Genomic DNA, 17,478 nt, shown 5'->3' with positions numbered 1-17,478 from the left:
TCGCATCACCCCGCGAGCGCGGCGAGGACGCCCGGGCCGTACTTCTCCAGCTTGGCGGCGCCGATGCCGCTGATGGTGCCGAGCTCGGCCAGCGAGGTGGGCTGCTGCAGCGCGATCTCGCGCAGCGTCGCGTCGTGGAACACCACGTAGGCCGGCACGCCCTGCTCTCGTGCGGCACCGGCACGCCACGCGCGCAGCCCCTCGAACACCGACGCGGTGGGGGCGTCGAGGTCCGCCGCGGCGGCCCGCGGCGCCCCGGAGCGCGTGCGCGCGCGCTTCTCGGGCTTCTCGGGCTCGCGGCGCAGCGGCACCGTCCGCTCCCCGCGCAGCACGGCGGCCGACTCGGGCGTGAGCCGCAACGTCCCGTACCCGTCCGAGTCCACGCCGAGCAGCTCGGCCGCCAGCAGCTGACGCACGACCCCGCGCCAGTCGGCGTCGGAGAGGTCCGCCCCGATGCCGAACGTGGACACGTCCGCGTGGCCCAGCTGGATGATGCGCGGCGTGACCTTGCCGCGAAGGATGTCGACCAGGTGGCCCGCGCCGTACCGCTGGCCTCGCTGCTCGAGGCGCACCACGGTGGAGAGCAGCTTCTGCGCCGCGAGCGTCCCGTCCCACGAGTCCGGCGGCGACAGGCACGTGTCGCAGTTGCCGCACGGCTCGCTGGCCTGACCGAAGTAGCTGAGCAGCTGCACGCGGCGGCACGTGACGGTCTCGCAGAGCGCCAGCATCGCGTCCAGGTGCTGGGTGAGCCTGCGCTTGTGCGCCGCGTCGCCCTCGGAGGTGTCGATCATGCGGCGCTGCTGCACCACGTCGGGCAGCCCGTAGGCGAGCCACGCCGTGGAGGGCAGCCCGTCGCGCCCGGCGCGGCCCGTCTCCTGGTAGTACCCCTCGACGGACTTGGGCAGGTCCAGGTGCGCGACGAACCGCACGTCCGGCTTGTCGATCCCCATGCCGAACGCGATGGTCGCCACCATCACCACGCCGTCCTCGCGCAGGAACCGCGACTGGTTGCGCGCGCGCACCGCCCTGTCGAGTCCCGCGTGGTACGGCAGTGCCGTGATGCCCTGAGCCGCGAGGTGCTCCGCGGTCTGCTCGACGGAGCTGCGGGACAGGCAGTACACGATGCCGGCGTCGCCCGGGTGCTCCTCGCGGATCAGCGCGAGCAGCTGCGCGCGCGGGTTGTCCTTGGGCGCGATGCGGTACTGGATGTTGGGCCGGTCGAAGCTCGCGACGAAGTGCCGCGCCTGCTCCAGCTGCAGCCGCGAGGCGATCTCGGCGTGGGTCGCGTCGGTGGCGGTCGCCGTCAGCGCGATGCGCGGCACGTCGGGCCAGCGCTCGTGCAGCATCGAGAGCTGGAGGTAGTCGGGCCGGAAGTCGTGCCCCCACTGCGACACGCAGTGAGCCTCGTCGATGGCGAACAGCGCGACCCGGCCGCGGTCGAGCAGCTCGACGGTCTCACGCACGCGCAGGCGCTCGGGGGCCAGGTAGAGGAGGTCCAGCTCGCCCGCCAGGTACGCGTCCTCGACCGCGCGTCGCTGCGCCGGGTCCTGCGTCGAGTTGAGGAAGCCGGCACGCACGCCGAGCGCCGACAGGGCGTCCACCTGGTCCTGCATGAGGGCGATGAGGGGCGAGACGACCACGCCCGTGCCCGGCCGCACGAGCGCGGGCACCTGGTAGCACAGCGACTTGCCTCCGCCGGTGGGCATGAGCACGAGCGCGTCGCCGCCGCCGACGACGGTCGCGATGATGTCGGCCTGCTCGCCGCGGAACGCGTCGTAGCCCCAGACGCGCTGCAGCACCTCCAGCGGGTCCGGCATCAACCCGTCGGCGGGGCCCTGGGTGGCGCCGCCGACGCGCACGGAGGCCGGTGCCGAGGAGGGCGGTTGCCCGGCCGTGGGTGCGGGCGTCGCAGGGCTGCGGCGGCCCGGGGCCTCGGAGGTGGGTCGCGAGGACGGCGTCGACTCCGGCGGGACCTCGTCGTAGCCGGGGTCGAAGGGCGGCTCCTCGAGATGCCACGCGAAGCCCTCGTCGGGCGGAAGGTCGTCGGGGAGCTGCACGTGCCCAACCCTACGAGCCGGTGCCCACACCCGCGGACGCCCTGTGGACCACAGGGATCGGGTGGCCGAGCGCGAGAGCACGCGGCGTCGGCGTGGGCCGGAGTCGGGGGTCCCGCATAGGGTGGCCAGCATGGGTATCGCACTCGTCACCGGTGCCAGCGCGGGGCTCGGCCTCGAGTTCGCCTGGCAGCTCGCCACCGCCAAGCACGACCTGGTGCTCGTCGCCCGCGACGAGGAGCGCCTGACGCGCCTCGCCGCCCAGCTCGAGGCCGCCGCGGGCGTCCGCGCCGAGGTGCTGGTCGCGGACCTCGCCGACCGCGTCGACGTGGAGCGCGTCGCGATCCGGCTCGCGGACGAGGAGCGCCCCGTCGGCCTGCTGGTCAACAACGCCGGCCTGGGCCTGAACCAGCACTTCGTCGGAGGGGACCTCAGCCGGGAGGAGGCCGCGCTGGACGTCATGGTCCGCGCTGTGCTGGTGCTCTCGCACGCCGCGGCCGACGCGATGACGGCCCGCGGCCGCGGTGCCATCCTCAACGTCGCCTCGGTGGCCGCGCTGCTGGCCTCCGGCACGTACTCGGCCCACAAGGCGTGGGTGCGCAGCTTCACGGAGGGCCTCGCGGTCGAGCTCAAGGGCACGGGCGTCACGGCCACCGCGCTGTGCCCGGGCTTCGTGCGCACCGAGTTCCACGAGCGTGGTGCCATCGACGTGAGCAGCTACCCCGAGCTCGCGTGGCTCAACGCGGAGAGCGTGGTCGCGACGGCGCTGGCCGACGTGCGGCGCGGCGCCGTCATCTCCACGCCGAGCGCGCGCTACCGCGCCGTCTCGGCCGTGGCGCGCATCGCCCCCAGGTCGGCCGTCCGAGCCGTGGGCCGGTACCGGAAGGCGATCGAGTCTCCCGAGTAGCCTGGCCCCCGTGACCGAGACTCCCCGCCAGCAGCTGCTCGCCCTCATCCAGGAACTCGCCGTCGTGCACGGCAAGGTGACGCTCTCGTCGGGCCGGGAGGCCGACTACTACGTCGACCTGCGCCGCGCCACGCTGCACCACCGCGCGGCCCCGCTCATCGGGCACCTGCTGCTCGACCGGCTGGAGGAGGTCGGGCTCGGCACCGCGGAGATCGACGCCGTGGGCGGGCTCACGCTCGGTGCGGACCCCGTGGCCACCTCGCTGCTGCACGCGGCCGCGAGCCGCGGGCAGGACCTCGACGCGTTCGTCGTCCGCAAGGAGGCGAAGGCGCACGGCATGCAGCGGCGGATCGAGGGCCCGGACATCGCGGGCCGCAAGGTCGTCATCCTCGAGGACACCTCGACCACGGGCGGCTCGCCGATCGCCGCGCTCGAGGCGGCCCGCGAGGCGGGCGCCGAGGTGCTCGGCGTCGCCGTGATCGTCGACCGGAACACGGGCGCGCAGGAGAAGATCGAGGCCTACGGCGTCCCGTACCACTACCTGTTCAGCCTGTCCGACCTCGGCCTGGCCTGAGCGGGGCAGGGCCCGTGGTCTGGCTCGTCCTCGCGCTCGCGCTGCTCGTCGCTGCCGGCGCCTGGTACACCCAGCGCAAGCGCCTGGAGGCCATCGCCGCCTGGGCACGCGCCAGCGGGTGGTCGTTCGTGGGTCGTGACGACTCGCTCGCCTACCGCTGGGCCGGCGAGCCGTTCGGCACCGGGGACGAGCGCGAGGCCGTCGAGGTCATGACCGGCACCTACGCGGGCGCGGACGCCGTGTCGTTCACCTACCGCTCCACCCGGATCAGGCGCGGCAGCGACGGCAAGACCGAGCGCTCGACCACGACCCACCACGTGGTGGCCCTGACGCTGCCGGCGGCGCTGTCGACGGTCGAGGTCACGCCCGAGGGGATCGGCGCGCGCCTCGCGAAGATGGTGGGCGCGCAGGACGTGCAGTTCGAGTCCGAGGAGTTCAACCGCGCCTACCGGGTGGAGGGCACCGACCCGCAGGTGGTGCACGCCGTGATCCACCCCCGCCTCATGGAGCGTCTGCTCGAGCCCGGCACGCGGGGGACCGCCTGGCGGATCGAGGGCAGCACCATCGTGTCGTGGCACCCCGGCGCGACGGCGGTGGACCGCATCGCGGGGACGCTGGCCCTGCTCGCCGCCGTCCGCGACGCCGTCCCGCGCCACGTCTGGCTCGACCACGGGTACGATCCGGCCGCGGCACACTGACGTCCGCGCTGCCACCGTGCACACCTAGGAGCCCCCATGACCCCCGGGACCACCGCCCTGATCGTCCTCGTCGTCCTCGTCGTCCTCGCGATCCTCGTGGTCGTGCAGTACAACGGCCTGGTCCGCGTGCGGAACCTCGTGCAGGAGTCGTGGCGCCAGGTCGACGTCGAGCTCACGCGCCGCCACGAGCTGATCCCGAACCTCGTGGAGACCGTCAAGGGCTACGCGGGCCACGAGAAGGCCGTGTTCGAGGAGGTCGCGCGCGCACGCTCCGCGGCCGTCGGCGCGGGGGCGTCGCCCGAGCAGCAGGCCGCGCAGGAGAACGAGCTCACGCACGCGCTGGGGCGGCTGTTCGCCGTCGCCGAGGGCTACCCCGTGCTCCGTGCGAGCGAGAACTTCCAGCAGCTGCAGCTCGAGCTGTCGACGACCGAGGACCGCATCGCGGCGGCTCGCCGGTTCTACAACGCCAACGTGCGCGACCTGAACACCCGGGTGGAGTCGTTCCCCAGCAACCTGCTCGCAGGCGCGTTCGGGTTCGCGCGTGCGGAGTACTTCGAGGTGGAGGACCCGGCCGTCCGCCAGGCGCCGACCGTCACCTTCTGACGAGGGGGATCACCAGGGGAGTGTGCGCCTCCGGGTCTTCGATCACCCGGCACGGCACCGAGAACACGTCCTGGACGACCTCGGGCGTGATCACGTCCGTGGGTGCTCCCGCGGCGACCACGCGGCCGTCCTTCATCGCGATGATGTGCGACGCGTACCGCGCCGCCTGGTTGAGGTCGTGCAGCACCGCGACCAGCGTCCGGCCGTCCTCGAGGTTGATGCGACGGAACAGCTCGAGCACCTCGATCTGGTGCGCGATGTCGAGGAACGTCGTGGGCTCGTCGAGCAGCAGCGTGGCGGTCTCCTGCGCGAGGGCCATGGCCACCCACACCCGCTGGCGCTGCCCGCCGGACAGCTCGTCGACGAGGCGGCCCGACAGGTCCAGCACGTCGGTCGCGGACATCGCCCGCAGCACCGCGGCCTCGTCGTCGGGCGACCACCGGTCGAAGACGCGCTGGTGCGGGAACCTGCCGCGCGCCACGAGGTCGGCCACGCGGATGCCGTCGGGGGCCAAGGACGTCTGCGGGAGCAGCCCCAGCTCGCGGGCGAGCTCCTTGGCCCCGCGCTCGGCGATGTCGCGCCCGTCCAGGAGCACCGTGCCGGCTCGGGGGGCGAGCAACCGGGACAGCGCGCGCAGCAGCGTCGACTTGCCGCACGCGTTGGGACCGATGATCGCGGTGAACGACCCCGCCGGGACGTGCACCGACAGGTCCGTGCTGATGACGCGCTTGTCGTACGCGAGCGTCAGGCCGGCGGCCTCGAGGGCGTGTGCAGTCATGAGCGTCGGTACTCCCGGATCAGCAGCCAGATGAAGTAGAGGCCACCGAGCGTCACGGTGACCAGGCCCGTCGCGACGGCCAGGTGCTGCGCGACGACGTCCGCGCTCACGAGCAGGGCGGCGCCGGTCAGGGCGGAGACCACGGGCGAGGGGCCCGCGGTTCGCGCGAGCCGGTGCGCGATCTGCGGCGCGACGAGCGCGACGAAGGCGATGGGTCCGGCGGCCGCGCTGACGAGCGACGCGAACGCCACGCCCAGGATGGTGGCCCCGAGGCGCACCCGCTCGGCGTGGACGCCCTGCGAGCGGGCGGCGTCGTCACCGAGCTCGAGCTGCGCCAGGGGACGGGCCAGGAGCGCGGCGAGGGGGAGCAGGGCGACGAGCGCGATCGAGAACGGCACCAGCTGCGAGTACCCGAGCGACGCCAGGGACCCCGCCCCCCAGGCGGCCACGATCATGGCGGTCTGCGGGTCCTCGCGCATCATGACGTAGGCGTTGAACGAGGACAGCATGGCGGCCACCGCGATGCCCACGATGATCAGACGGAATCCCTGGGCGCCGCGTCGGTAGGCGAGCACGTAGACGAGCGCCGCGGTGAGCAGGCCGCCCACGAGCGACCCGAGCGCGATGTCCGTGTACGCGGTGCTGCCGATGACCAGCGTGACGATGACGGCACCGGCGTACGAGCCGGCATCGAGCCCGATCACGTCCGGGCTGCCGAGAGGGTTGCGCGTGAGCGACTGGAAGATCGAGCCCGCGAGCGCCAGCGCGATGCCGCACCCGATCGCGAACAGCAGGCGCGGCAGCCTCCACTCCACCACGAGCGTGTGCGCGCGCCGGTCACCGTTCCCCGTCAGGGCGCCCACCACCTCGCCGAGGCTGAGCTGGTACGTGCCGTACGCCAGGCTGACGACCGCGAGCACGCACACGATGGCCAGGAGCACCAGGCCGACGGCCACGGCGCGGCGGTCCACGCGCAGCGAGGTGCGGGGTCGCGGGCGCCAGACCGCGACGGGGCGGCCGAGGTCGACGCTCACAGCCCGCTCGCCGTCCGTCGTCGCGCGAGCGCGATGAGCACGGGCCCGCCCACGAACGCCGTCACGAGGCCCACGCGCAGCTCGCCGCTCGGCAGGATGACGCGGCCGATGATGTCGGAGACGAGCAGCAGGATGGCGGCGCCGACCGCCGAGTAGGGGATGATCCAGCGCTGGTCCGGTCCCGTGAACCAGCGGGCGGCGTGCGGGACCATGAGGCCGACGAACGCGATCGGGCCGGCGAGCGCGGTGGCGCCGCCCGCGAGCAGCGTCACCGCGACGATCGTCAGGGTGCGCGTGGGGCCCGTCCGCGCACCGAGCGAGCGGCCCAGGTCGTCGCCGAGGGCGAGCGCGTTGAGCGGCCTCGCGACGAGCAGGGCGATGAGCAGCCCGACGCCGATGAACGGCGCGATCGACCCGAGGAGCGACAGCGACCGCCCGCCGATGCTGCCCACGCTCCACGAGAGCATCCCGGCGAACAGGTTGGGGTCCCGCAGCGTGATCATCTGGCTGATCCCACCGAGCACGGCGGCGAGGGCCACGCCCGCCAGGGTGAGCTTCTCGGGCGTCGCCTGCCCGGGCCCGGCTGACCCGACCAGGTACACGAGCACGGTGACCACGGCGGCGCCCACGAACGCGAACCAGACGTATCCCGCCGGCGAGGTCAGGCCGAAGAACGCCACCGCCGTCGTGATGGCGATGCCCGCGCCGGCGTTGACGCCGAGGATCCCGGGGTCGGCGAGCGGGTTGCGGGTGTACGCCTGGATGAGTGCGCCGCACACGCCGAGGGCGGCACCCGCCACGACTCCCACGAGCGTGCGGGGGATGCGCAGGTCCCAGATCACGCTGTGGTCGTGCGTGCCCTCGCCCCCGAGCAGCGCGCGCAGCACGTCGCCCGCGGGGATCGACTTCGCGCCGATCATCACGCTGAGCACGCAGACCGCCGCCAGCACCGCGACGGCCGCGACCAGGCCCAGCGAACGCACGAACGCGCCGCGGGCCACCCCGCGGGTGGCCGCGGCGCGATCGGTGCCGGCGTTGGTGGTCACCTGCTCACGGGTGCAGGTGCGAGCTGAGCTCGGGCAGCAACGAGTCCAGCTGCCACGGGATGCTCAGCACCGACGGCTGCGAGCTCGCCCAGGCCTGCGCCTGGTCCTCCATGAAGTAGTAGGAGCCCTTGGCGATGGGCGCCCACTGCTTGACCAGCGGGTTGTCCACGGTCTTGGCGACGTCGGCCGGCGTGTTGGCCCACGCGAGGTGGAACTGCGACTCGACCGTGTCGAGCTTCTCGAGGCTGACGCTGCCGTAGAACGCCGAGCCCTCCTTGCTGAGCGCGACCACCTGCGGGGAGGAGACGAAGCCGAGCTGCTCCATGAGCTGCACGCGGGGGTCCTGCGGGAAGTACAGGTCCAGCGCGGTGGCGCCGTCGGCCAGGGTCCAGCCGTACGTGAACGTCACGCCCTTGAACTCGGGGTGCGCGGCGGCGGCCGTGGCGATCTGCTTCTCGGTGTCGGCGACCAGCTTCGCCGCCTCGGCCGACTGGCCCATGGCCGCGCCGATCGTGGTGGTCAGCTCCTTCCAGTCCGACGTCCACGGTGCGTCCTTGTAGGCGATCGTGGGCGCGATCTCGGAGAGCTTCGCGTACTCGTTCTCGGTGATCCCGGAGTGCACGGCGAGGATCAGGTCGGGGTCGAGGGCCAGGACCTGCTCGGCGTCGACCTCGTCGTTCTCGGCATACGTGACGATCTCGGGCAGTTCGCCGCCGATCTCCTTCACCCGGTCGGCGAACCACGGCAGGTACTTGTCGACGGTGCCCCACGTGAAGTCGGTCGACCCGACCGGCGCGGTGCCCAGCGCGGCGACGACGTCCTGCGACGCCCACCCGATCGTGACGATGCGCTCGGGCTTCTTGGTGATGGTCGCCGAGCCGAGCTTGTCGGTCAGCGTCACGGGGAACGCGGAGTCGGCGCTGGCCGAGGGCGTGCTCGCGGGGGTGTCGTCGTCGGCGGACGAGGAGCAGCCGGCCAGTGCCAGCGCGGTGACCGCGAGGACGGTGGCCAGCAGGGTGCGCAGCTTGCGGGGGTGTGACACGGGGGTCCTCACGTCGAGCTTCGGGAACTCCATGAGGTTAGGGCAGGGTTACCTAACAGTCCAAATGGCTTCGGTCACACACGCTCGACGAGATCAGCCACCGAGTCGAGCACCTCGCTGGGCCGGAACGGATACCGCTCGACGTCCTGTGCGCGGGTGGACCCGGACAGCACCAGGAAGGTGCGCAGCCCCGCCTCGATGCCGGCGACGACGTCGGTGTCCATCCGGTCGCCCACCATGGCGGTGGTCTCCGAGTGCGCGTCGATCCGGTTGAGTGCCGAGCGGATCATCATCGGGTTGGGCTTGCCGACGAAGTAGGGGTCCCGCCCGGTGGCGGCGCGGATCATCGCCGCGACGGCACCCGTCGCGGGCAGGTCGCCGTCGGCGGAGGGACCGGTGACGTCGGGGTTGGTCGCGATGAACCGCGCGCCGCCCTGGATGAGGCGTACGGCCTGCGTGATCGCCTCGAAGGAGTAGGTGCGCGTCTCGCCGAGGACGACGAAGTCGGGCTGGGCGGCCGTGAGCGTGTAGCCGGCCTCGTAGAGCGCAGTCGTCAGGCCGGCCTCGCCGATCACGTACGCCGAGCCGTTGGGCATCTGGTCGGTGAGGAACTGCGCGGTCGCCAGCGCGGACGTCCAGATCGCGTCCTCGGGCAGGTCGATGCCCGACGCGGCCAGCCGGGCCCGCAGGTCCCGCGGCGTGAAGATCGAGTTGTTGGTCAGCACCAGGAACGGGCGCTCGGCGTCGCGCAGCGCCCGCACGAAGTCGGCCGCGCCGGGCAGCGCCACGCCCTCGTGCACCAGGACGCCGTCCATGTCGGACAGCCAGGAGCGGATCTCGCGGGTCATGCGTCGAACGCCTTCCTCTCGACCTCGGCCCGCTCGGCGGGCTCGTCGTAGCGCGTGTCCCGGCCGTTCTCGTCGAGCAGGCCGCGCCGGCCCTTGCGGCGCTCGCGCAGCACCTCGAAGGCGATCGGGATGACCGACAGCAGCACCACGACCACGAGCAGCATCTCGATGTTGTCGGCGATGAAGGTGATGGTGCCCAGCGCGTAGCCGAGCAGCGTGACGCCACCCGCCCAGAGCACGACGCCGACCGCGTTGAACTTCACGAACTGCCGGTAGGGCATCTTGCCCACGCCCGCCGCGACCGACGCGTACGTGCGCACGAAGGGCACGAACTGCGCGACGACGAGCGTGCGGCCGCCGTAGCGGTCGAAGTAGGCGTAGGTGTCGTCGATGTACTTCTGCTTGAAGAACCGGGAGTCGGGCCGGCTGAACACCTTGGGGCCGGCCTTGCGACCGATGAGGTAGCCGCACTGCGTCCCGGCGAAGGCGGTGAGGATCATGAGCACGCACAGCTCGGCGATGTTCACCGGGATGTCGAGCGACTTCTGCGCGAGCAGGGCCCCCGCGGTGAACAGCAGCGAGTCGCCGGGCAGGATCGGGAACAGCAGGCCGACCTCGATGAAGATCACGGCCATGATGCCGACCAGCGCCCACGCGCCGAAGCTGTCGATGAGGTGCTGAGGGTCCAGGAAGTCAGGGCCCAGGGCGGGCATCGCACCCGCAAGGGCACTCGTCGTCAGCATGCGACCACCCTACGGGGCGGGGTGGGCGCCACCTCGGCTCCCGTGTGAGGAGCCGGGGAAGATAGCGTGCGGGCCGTGGACGAGGACGAGCGTGTGGGCGTCGGCCCGTGGCCGGGCGGTCCGGCCGCCTGGCCGCGTCACCAGGACGGCACGCTCGACGAGCGCTACGACCCGGAGCTGCTCGAGCACGGCGACCGCCGCAACGTGGTGGACCGCTACCGCTACTGGACGCTCGAGGCCGTCGTCGCGGACCTCGACACGCGCCGCCACCCGTTCCACGTGGCCATCGAGAACTGGCAGCACGACCTGAACATCGGCTCCGTGGTGCGCACGGCCAACGCCTTCCTGGCGGCCGAGGTGCACATCGTCGGCAACCGTCGCTGGAACCGGCGCGGCGCGATGGTCACCGACCGCTACCAGCACGTGCGCCACCACCCCACGGTCGCCGACCTCGTGGCCTGGGCGCAGGCGGAGGGGTTGCCGGTGCTCGGCGTCGACAACCTGCCCGGCTCGGTCGCCCTGGAGGGGTACGCCCTCCCGCGCGCCTGCGTTCTCGTGTTCGGGCAGGAGTCCGTGGGACTCTCGGAGCAGGCGCGTGCCGCGGCGGTCGACGTGCTGCACATCGCGCAGTTCGGATCGACCCGCTCGATCAACGCCGGCGCGGCGGCGGCCATCGCCATGCACGCGTGGGTCGCACAGCACGCCTGAGCCCCGTCCATGGGAAGGACGTCCCGGACGCGCCACCCCCGGGAGGTGGCAAACTCGGGGGCGATACCTCCCCACTAGCCGCAGGAGATGTGAGCAGATGGCCATCGCCACCCCCGAGGTGTACGCAGAGATGATCGATCGGGCGAAGGCGGGCAAGTTCGCCTACCCGGCCGTGAACGTCACCTCGTCCCAGACGCTGACCGCAGCGCTGCAGGGCTTCGCCGAGGCCGAGTCCGACGGCATCATCCAGGTCTCCGTCGGTGGCGCCGAGTACGCCTCCGGCTCCACGATCAAGGACCGCGTCGCGGGTTCGCTCGCGCTCGCGGCCTACGCCGCCGAGGTCGCCAAGGGCTACCCGATCACGGTCGCGCTGCACACCGACCACTGCGCCAAGCAGAACCTCGACTCCTGGGTGCGCCCGCTGCTCGCCCTCGAGATCGAGCAGGTCAAGGCCGGCAAGCTCCCCACGTTCCAGTCGCACATGTGGGACGGCTCGTCCGTGCCGCTCGACGAGAACCTCGTCATCGCCGAGGAGCTGCTCGAGCTCTCGGTGGCCGCACGCACCATCCTCGAGATCGAGGTGGGCGTCGTCGGCGGCGAGGAGGACGGCCACACGGCCGAGATCAACGACAAGCTGTACACGACCGTCGAGGACGGCCTCGCCACGGTCAGGGCCCTCGGTGCGGGCGAGCGTGGCCGCTACCTGACGGCCCTGACGTTCGGCAACGTGCACGGCGTCTACAAGCCGGGTGCCGTCAAGCTGCGCCCGTCGATCCTCGCGGACATCCAGAAGGCCGTCGGCGACGCGATCGGCAAGGAGAACCCGTTCGACCTGGTGTTCCACGGTGGCTCGGGCTCGACCGAGGCCGAGATCGCCGAGGCGGTCGACAACGGCGTCATCAAGATGAACATCGACACGGACACGCAGTACGCGTTCAGCCGCCCGGTCGCGGACCACTTCTTCCGCAACTACGACGGCGTGCTGAAGGTGGACGGCGAGGTCGGCAACAAGAAGGCCTACGACCCGCGCGCCTGGGGCAAGCTGGCCGAGGCCGGGCTGGCCCAGCGTCTGGTCGAGGCGTCGCAGCAGCTGCGTTCGGCCGGGCAGAAGATCTGATCTGAGCCCCGCACGACGAAGCCCCCGCCGGCCCTCTGGGCAGGCGGGGGCTTCGTCGTCGTCGTGGTCGGTCCGTCCGCGTCGGGCGGCCCGGACCGCGCCGTCGCCGTCAGTCCGTGGTGGTCTGGTCGCCGACGGGCTGGAACGTCCGCGCGTCGTCGTCCTCCACGACGTCGAGCAGCTCGCCGATGCGCGTGACCTCGAGCAGGAACCGGACCGTGGGCGGCACGCGGAGCAGCTTGACGCGATGCTGCGACCGGATGGACAGGCGGGCGAGGAACGCCACGCCCGAGGAGTCCATGAACGTCACGTGGTGCGCGTCGACCTCGATGGGAAGGCCCAGGTGCTCGGCCTCGGCGGTCGCCTCCTGCAGCTCCGAGGCCAGGTCGGCGTCGACCTCGCCCGAGAGCACGATGCGGGTGCTGTCCTCACCGACGATGACCTGGACGGCCCCCGGTTCCCCGGGTCCGCTAGCCTGCGCGGGTTGTGCGCCGTCGGCGGGCTCCTGGGGGGTCGTGCTGTTACCGTCGCGCACGGTGCTCCTTCCGGGTGGGGCGGCGGCACCCGCATGCTCGAGGTGCTCGCCCGTTCGGAACGCTAGACGATCGGAGGTGGTGGTGGTCAACTCCCCGGAGAGTGGACGTGTCACCGACGTCTCGTCTGACGTACCGGAACGGTCTGTCGTGGGTCCTGCTGTACTCGAACGCGCACTGCTGGACATCGCGGTGCCGATCGCCGTGCTGGATGGAGCCGACCCTCATCTGCCGGTGGTCTGGGTCAACCGAGCGTTCGAGGTGACCACAGGGTACGACGCGGCAGGCGCCCGGCAGCACCAGCGCGACCCGATCCCACCCGGTGCGCGTAACCCCGATGCGTTGCTGGCCGTCCGCGAGGCGGTCCGGGCCCGCCGCGACGTGGCCTCGACGCTGTCGCTGCGCCGCGCCGACGGCTCCGTCTACACGTGCCGCATCCAGCTCTCCCCCCTCCTGGCCGCCGACGGCACGGTCGAGCACTGGGTCGCCGCGCTGCAGGACCTCACCGACCAGCTGTCGCACGACGCGGAGCAGGCGGCCCTGGTCGAGGCGGAGCGGCGCGAGCGACGCAGCCTGGGGCTCGTCGCGCAGGTGTCGGACCTGCTCATGGACGTCGACGACCGGACCACCCCGCTGCACGAGATCGCGTCGCTGCTGCGGCACGCCCTGGTGGGCTGGGCCGCGTTCTACGTGAACGACGGGGGACTGCGCCAGGCGGACGGCGTCGACGCCAACCGCCCTCCCTCGGGCAAGGGCCGCAAGCACGGCGTCGCCGCGCGCCAGGTCGACGAGGGCGGCGACCGCACACCAGGACCCGATGCGGTGCAGCTGCTGCTCGACGGGGCGAAGGAGCGGCCGGTCGACCTGCCGCTCGACGGGTGGTTCCCGCGCGGGAGCGCCTCGTCCTGGCTGGCCGACCACGTGACCGCGCACGCGGTGCCGAACCTCACGGCGGCGTCCGCGCGGGCGGCCGTGTTCCCCGTGTCGGGCCGGCGGCGCGTGCTGGGGCTGCTCGTCGTCCTGCCGCGCACCGGCAGCGGCCTCGACGGCCTGGACCAGTCGGCGCGCACGGTGCTGGAGCTGACCGCCCGGCGCGTGGGCCTCGTGATCGACAACGCCCGCCTCTACGACCGCGAGCACCGGCTGGCCGAGACGCTGCAGCGGGCCATGCTGCCGCAGCAGGCGGACGTCGAGGGTCTCGACGTCTGGACCTACTACGCGCCCAACTCCGAGAACGTCCAGGTGGGCGGCGACTGGTACGACGTGCTGCAGATCTCGCCCGACGTGGTGGGCGTGGTGATCGGCGACGTGGTGGGGCACGACGTGGAGGCGGCCGCGGCGATGGGGCAGCTGCGCTCCGTGGTGCGGTCCTACGCCTACGACATCACCACGCCAGGACCGGTGCTCGAGCGCGTCGACCAGCTGGTGGCCGGCATGCGCATCCCGCGTTCCGCCGGCCTCGTGCTCTCGACGCTGACCCGAGCCGAGGGCGCGTGGCGCCTCGAGTACTCGCGCGCCGGGCACCTGCCGCTGCTGCACGTGCGCGACCGCGAGGTGACCGAGCTGATGCGAGGCGGCGGACCCCTCATCGGGTTCGGCGGCGGCGGGCGGAGCACGGAGTCGCTGGCCCTCGAGCCCGGTGACGTGCTCGTCTACTACACCGACGGGCTCATCGAGCGTCGTGACCGGGGCCTGCGCGACGGCATCGACGCGCTCACCGAGGTCGTCGGCGGCGTCACGGCCCGGGACTCGGCCGGCATCGGCGAGGAGATCCTGTCCCGGCTGGCCGACCACCCCGAGGACGACGTCGCCGTCGTCGTGGTGCGCGTGCCCGACCCGCGCGACCACCTGGAGCGTGGCCGGAGCCCGCGCCGCCGCCGCTGGTCGCTGCCCAGCGAGCCCACGTCCATCGGCCGTGCGCGGCACGCCGTCGTGCGCACGTGCCACGCGTGGGACATGCCGAACGCCGCGAACGCCGAGCTGGTGGTCTCCGAGCTCGTGGCGAACGCGGTGCTGCACGGCTTCGGGCACGTGTCCCTGCAGCTGTACGACACGGGCGACGGGCTGCGGATCGAGGTCGAGGACGGCAACCCCGCGCCTCCCATCGCCACGGACGGCCACCCGGGCCGCGTGGGCGGGTTCGGCATCAAGATCGTCGAGCGGCTGGCCGACTGGGGCTGGCGGCCCTCGGCGCGCGGCAAGCTGGTGTGGGCCAAGGTGCGCCCAGGCGACCTGCCACCTGCGGCGGTCCGCCGCCCGCCGGGGAGCTGAGCGTTCGCTCGCGGAACCCCGCCTAGGGCTCCTGCGTCGGCGTGGGGTTGGTGGTGACCGAGGCCTCGTCGAGATCCTCGCACCGGTGGTCCGGGTCGATGCGGAACAGGTCCATCGCTCCGCACACCTCGATCACGAACAGGTCCCGCGGGTCCGCACCGCGCAGGACGGTGGCCCCTCCACGCTTGCGGCCCGCGTCGGCGAGCGAGATGAGGAACGCCGCGCCCGTCGAGTCCATGAACGTCACACGACACATGTCGATCACGACGAGCTGCCGTCGCAGACCGACCACCCGCGCGGCGATCTCAGGGAACTGGTCGCGCTCGGCCAGGTCGAGATCGCCGGCGATGACGAGCGTCGTGGTCGTCGGCGAGGTGGAGATCTCGATCATCGGTACCCGCTGTGTCGAGTGATGGGGCGGAACGACCATAGGTTGCCGGACGCACGAGTGCATCCTGGCGCCCGTCTCACGCAGGACCGCGCCGCGGCGAGGATGCGCCAGACTGGCGGCATGAGCCACGAGAACCTGCTCGACGGACCCGCGCCCACCCTGCTCCCCGCCGAGGGGCCGGACGCGGAAGCGCGCGCCGCCCTGGCGCAGGGGCTGACGCTGCAAGAGGTGGCCGCGGTCGCGCCCGCCGCCTCGCTGCCGTGGGCGCTGCTGGCCGAGCACGCGCTCGGCGACACGGGCGACCCGGTCGCCGCCTACGCCTACGCCCGCACGGGCTACCACCGCGGGCTCGACGCGCTGCGCCGGGCCGGCTGGCGCGGCCGCGGTCCCGTCCCCGCCGCGCACCAGCCCAACCAGGGCTTCCTGCGCGCGTTGCTCGCGCTCGCCGAGGCGGCCGACGCGATCGGCGAGCAGGACGAGGCCGACCGGTGCCAGACGTTCCTCGTCGACTCGGCGACGTCGGCGGACGAGGTCGCCGGGCTCCGGTGAGCTGCCGCTGAGCCGTCCGCTGCCGTGCGCTGCGCGCAGGTGGCTGCGGACGGCGCCATGACCGTTCCTTGACCATCGGGTAGCCTCTGCGGGTACAGGGTCACTGCCGCCCGTGCCGGGTTCCCGACTCCGGGAACTGAACCGCAGGCAGCCGTGGGAGTGGTGATCAGATGCCCGCCGTCGTGGTGCTCGGCGTCCAGTGGGGCGACGAGGGCAAGGGCAAGGCGACCGACCAGCTCGGGTCGCGCATCGAGTACGTCGTGAAGTTCAACGGCGGCAACAACGCGGGCCACACCGTGGTCGTGGGCGGCGAGAAGTACGCGCTGCACCTGCTGCCCTCGGGGATCCTGTCGCCCGGCGTCGTCCCGGTGATCGGCAACGGCGTGGTCATCGACATCGAGGTGCTGTTCGAGGAGATCGACGCGCTCGAGGCCCGCGGCGTGGACACGTCTCGCCTGCTCGTCTCGTCGGCCGCGCACGTCATCGCGCCCTACAACCGCACGCTGGACAAGGTGACCGAGCGCTTCCTCGGCAAGCGCCGCATCGGCACCACGGGCCGCGGCATCGGCCCCGCGTACTCGGACAAGATCAACCGCGTCGGCATCCGCATCCAGGACCTGTTCGACGAGAAGATCCTGCTCGAGAAGGTCGAGGGCGCCCTCGACCAGAAGAACCACCTGCTGGTCAAGGTGTACAACCGCCGCGCCATCACCGTCGAGGAGACGGTGGAGGACCTGCTGCGGCACGCCGACCGGCTCAAGCCGTTCGTGGCGGACACGCCGCTGGTCCTCAACCGCGCGCTCGACGAGGGCAAGACGCTCGTGTTCGAGGCCGGTCAGGCCACCATGCTGGACGTCGACCACGGCACCTACCCGTTCGTCACCTCGTCGTCCGCAACCGCCGGTGGCGCGTGCACGGGCTCGGGCGTCGGGCCGACGCGGATCGACCGCGTCGTCGGTGTCGCCAAGGCCTACACCACCCGCGTGGGCGAGGGCCCGTTCCCGACCGAGCTGCTCGACGACGACGGCGAGTGGCTGCGCCAGACGGGCGGCGAGTTCGGCACCACCACCGGGCGCCCCCGCCGCACGGGCTGGTACGACTCGGTGGTCTCGCGGTACGCCTCGCGCGTCAACGGCATGACGGACATCGTGCTGACCAAGCTCGACGTGCTCACGGGCCGCGACCGCATCCCCGTCTGCGTCGCGTACGAGGTGGACGGCAAGCGGTTCGACGAGATGCCGTTCGACCAGACCGACTTCCACCACGCCACGCCGGTCTACGAGTACCTCGACGGCTGGTCGGAGGACATCAGCGGCGCGCGCGAGTTCGACGACCTGCCCGCGAACGCCCAGCGCTACCTGCTGCACCTCGAGGAGATCAGCGGCACGCGGATCAGCGCCATCGGCGTGGGCCCGGGCCGCGAGGCGACCATCGTCCGCCACGACCTCCTGGGCTGAGCCGCCGCGCCCGCCTTGTTCCGCCTGGCCGGCCACGTGCTGGGCGACGGCAGCCGCCCGCGCGCGCCACGCTGCTGCGCCGTTGGGGGTGGGTGCCGGCTGCGCTCGTCGCGCCGCGCTGCTGC

General features: G+C 72.5%; 18 protein-coding genes. 9 read left to right on the top strand and 9 right to left on the bottom strand.

The genetic code is table 11. The features are described 5' to 3' along the window. Window positions 1-5: 5 nt before the first annotated feature. Window positions 6-1,817: a DNA helicase RecQ gene (gene recQ, locus QRT05_RS00220; protein WP_289446076.1), complete on the bottom strand. Its 1,812-nt coding sequence runs from the start codon at window positions 1,815-1,817 to the stop codon at window positions 6-8. A 370-nt stretch (window positions 1,818-2,187) separates the two neighbouring features. Here recQ and QRT05_RS00215 point away from each other — a divergent pair, with 370 nt between their 5' ends. The 4 genes from QRT05_RS00215 to QRT05_RS00200 are packed head-to-tail and all read left to right on the top strand — an operon-like array spanning window position 2,188 to window position 4,836. Next, window positions 2,188-2,961 (top strand): SDR family NAD(P)-dependent oxidoreductase, encoded by a 774-nt coding sequence (locus QRT05_RS00215; protein ID WP_289444123.1) that lies wholly within the window; start codon window positions 2,188-2,190, stop codon window positions 2,959-2,961. Between the two features lie 10 nt (window positions 2,962-2,971). Next, on the top strand, window positions 2,972-3,535 hold the full coding sequence (pyrE, locus tag QRT05_RS00210) for an orotate phosphoribosyltransferase (protein ID WP_407650249.1): 564 nt from the start codon (window positions 2,972-2,974) through the stop codon (window positions 3,533-3,535). 14 nt (window positions 3,536-3,549) lie between these two features. Continuing rightward, a complete protein-coding gene (locus QRT05_RS00205) occupies window positions 3,550-4,233 on the top strand; it encodes a DUF3137 domain-containing protein (RefSeq protein WP_289444122.1) in 684 nt (227 codons plus the stop codon). 36 nt (window positions 4,234-4,269) lie between these two features. Continuing rightward, window positions 4,270-4,836, top strand: a complete 567-nt coding sequence (locus tag QRT05_RS00200) for a LemA family protein (RefSeq protein WP_289444121.1) — start codon at window positions 4,270-4,272, stop codon at window positions 4,834-4,836. Here QRT05_RS00200 and QRT05_RS00195 read toward each other — a convergent pair. Genes QRT05_RS00195 through QRT05_RS00170 form a run of 6 tightly spaced genes read right to left on the bottom strand, consistent with a single transcriptional unit; the run spans window position 4,826 to window position 10,327 of the window. Next, window positions 4,826-5,614 carry an ABC transporter ATP-binding protein gene (locus tag QRT05_RS00195; RefSeq protein ID WP_289444120.1) on the bottom strand — a complete coding sequence of 263 codons (789 nt, stop codon included), beginning with the start codon at window positions 5,612-5,614 and terminating at the stop codon, window positions 4,826-4,828. The two genes, QRT05_RS00200 and QRT05_RS00195, sit on opposite strands and share 11 nt — an antisense overlap. Then, window positions 5,611-6,648: a FecCD family ABC transporter permease gene (locus QRT05_RS00190; protein WP_289444119.1), complete on the bottom strand. Its 1,038-nt coding sequence runs from the start codon at window positions 6,646-6,648 to the stop codon at window positions 5,611-5,613. The genes QRT05_RS00195 and QRT05_RS00190 overlap by 4 nt, the downstream gene beginning before the upstream one ends. Then, window positions 6,645-7,694: a FecCD family ABC transporter permease gene (locus QRT05_RS00185; RefSeq protein WP_289444118.1), complete on the bottom strand. Its 1,050-nt coding sequence runs from the start codon at window positions 7,692-7,694 to the stop codon at window positions 6,645-6,647. Before QRT05_RS00185 ends, QRT05_RS00190 begins: the two co-directional genes overlap by 4 nt. A gap of 4 nt (window positions 7,695-7,698) precedes the next feature. Next, window positions 7,699-8,769 carry an ABC transporter substrate-binding protein gene (locus QRT05_RS00180; protein WP_289444116.1) on the bottom strand — a complete coding sequence of 357 codons (1,071 nt, stop codon included), beginning with the start codon at window positions 8,767-8,769 and terminating at the stop codon, window positions 7,699-7,701. Window positions 8,770-8,810: 41 nt separating this feature from the next. After that, entirely contained in the window at window positions 8,811-9,584 is a 774-nt protein-coding gene (locus tag QRT05_RS00175; RefSeq protein WP_289444115.1) for an HAD-IIA family hydrolase, read from the bottom strand. Next, complete coding sequence (locus QRT05_RS00170; protein ID WP_289444113.1) at window positions 9,581-10,327, bottom strand: VTT domain-containing protein; 747 nt, start codon at window positions 10,325-10,327, stop codon at window positions 9,581-9,583. Before QRT05_RS00170 ends, QRT05_RS00175 begins: the two co-directional genes overlap by 4 nt. Before the next feature lie 75 nt (window positions 10,328-10,402). Between QRT05_RS00170 and QRT05_RS00165 the strand changes: the two genes are divergently transcribed. Both QRT05_RS00165 and fbaA read left to right on the top strand, forming a co-directional pair. After that, window positions 10,403-11,035 carry a TrmH family RNA methyltransferase gene (locus tag QRT05_RS00165; protein ID WP_289444112.1) on the top strand — a complete coding sequence of 211 codons (633 nt, stop codon included), beginning with the start codon at window positions 10,403-10,405 and terminating at the stop codon, window positions 11,033-11,035. 97 nt (window positions 11,036-11,132) lie between these two features. Further along, window positions 11,133-12,152 carry a class II fructose-bisphosphate aldolase gene (fbaA, locus tag QRT05_RS00160; protein ID WP_289444111.1) on the top strand — a complete coding sequence of 340 codons (1,020 nt, stop codon included), beginning with the start codon at window positions 11,133-11,135 and terminating at the stop codon, window positions 12,150-12,152. Window positions 12,153-12,261: 109 nt separating this feature from the next. Here fbaA and QRT05_RS00155 read toward each other — a convergent pair whose 3' ends face one another. Next, the gene (locus tag QRT05_RS00155; RefSeq protein WP_289444110.1) at window positions 12,262-12,687 is read right to left on the bottom strand and encodes an STAS domain-containing protein; all 426 of its coding nucleotides are present in this window, start codon (window positions 12,685-12,687) and stop codon (window positions 12,262-12,264) included. 148 nt (window positions 12,688-12,835) lie between these two features. Here QRT05_RS00155 and QRT05_RS00150 point away from each other — a divergent pair, with 148 nt between their 5' ends. After that, complete coding sequence (locus tag QRT05_RS00150; protein WP_289444109.1) at window positions 12,836-14,956, top strand: ATP-binding SpoIIE family protein phosphatase; 2,121 nt, start codon at window positions 12,836-12,838, stop codon at window positions 14,954-14,956. Window positions 14,957-14,978: 22 nt separating this feature from the next. On the opposite strand, the gene QRT05_RS00145 is transcribed toward QRT05_RS00150, so the two are convergent. Further along, window positions 14,979-15,347: an STAS domain-containing protein gene (locus QRT05_RS00145; RefSeq protein ID WP_289444108.1), complete on the bottom strand. Its 369-nt coding sequence runs from the start codon at window positions 15,345-15,347 to the stop codon at window positions 14,979-14,981. A 120-nt stretch (window positions 15,348-15,467) separates the two neighbouring features. Between QRT05_RS00145 and QRT05_RS00140 the strand changes: the two genes are divergently transcribed. Then, complete coding sequence (locus QRT05_RS00140; protein WP_289444107.1) at window positions 15,468-15,896, top strand: DUF3151 domain-containing protein; 429 nt, start codon at window positions 15,468-15,470, stop codon at window positions 15,894-15,896. Window positions 15,897-16,066: 170 nt separating this feature from the next. Beyond that, on the top strand, window positions 16,067-17,353 hold the full coding sequence (locus QRT05_RS00135; RefSeq protein ID WP_289444106.1) for an adenylosuccinate synthase: 1,287 nt from the start codon (window positions 16,067-16,069) through the stop codon (window positions 17,351-17,353). The last annotated feature ends 125 nt before the right edge of the window (window positions 17,354-17,478 follow it).

Source organism: Cellulomonas edaphi (genome assembly GCF_030362815.1).
In the GTDB taxonomy this organism is placed as follows: domain Bacteria; phylum Actinomycetota; class Actinomycetes; order Actinomycetales; family Cellulomonadaceae; genus Cellulomonas; species Cellulomonas edaphi.
This window is presented reverse-complemented; position numbering and strand designations above follow the sequence as displayed.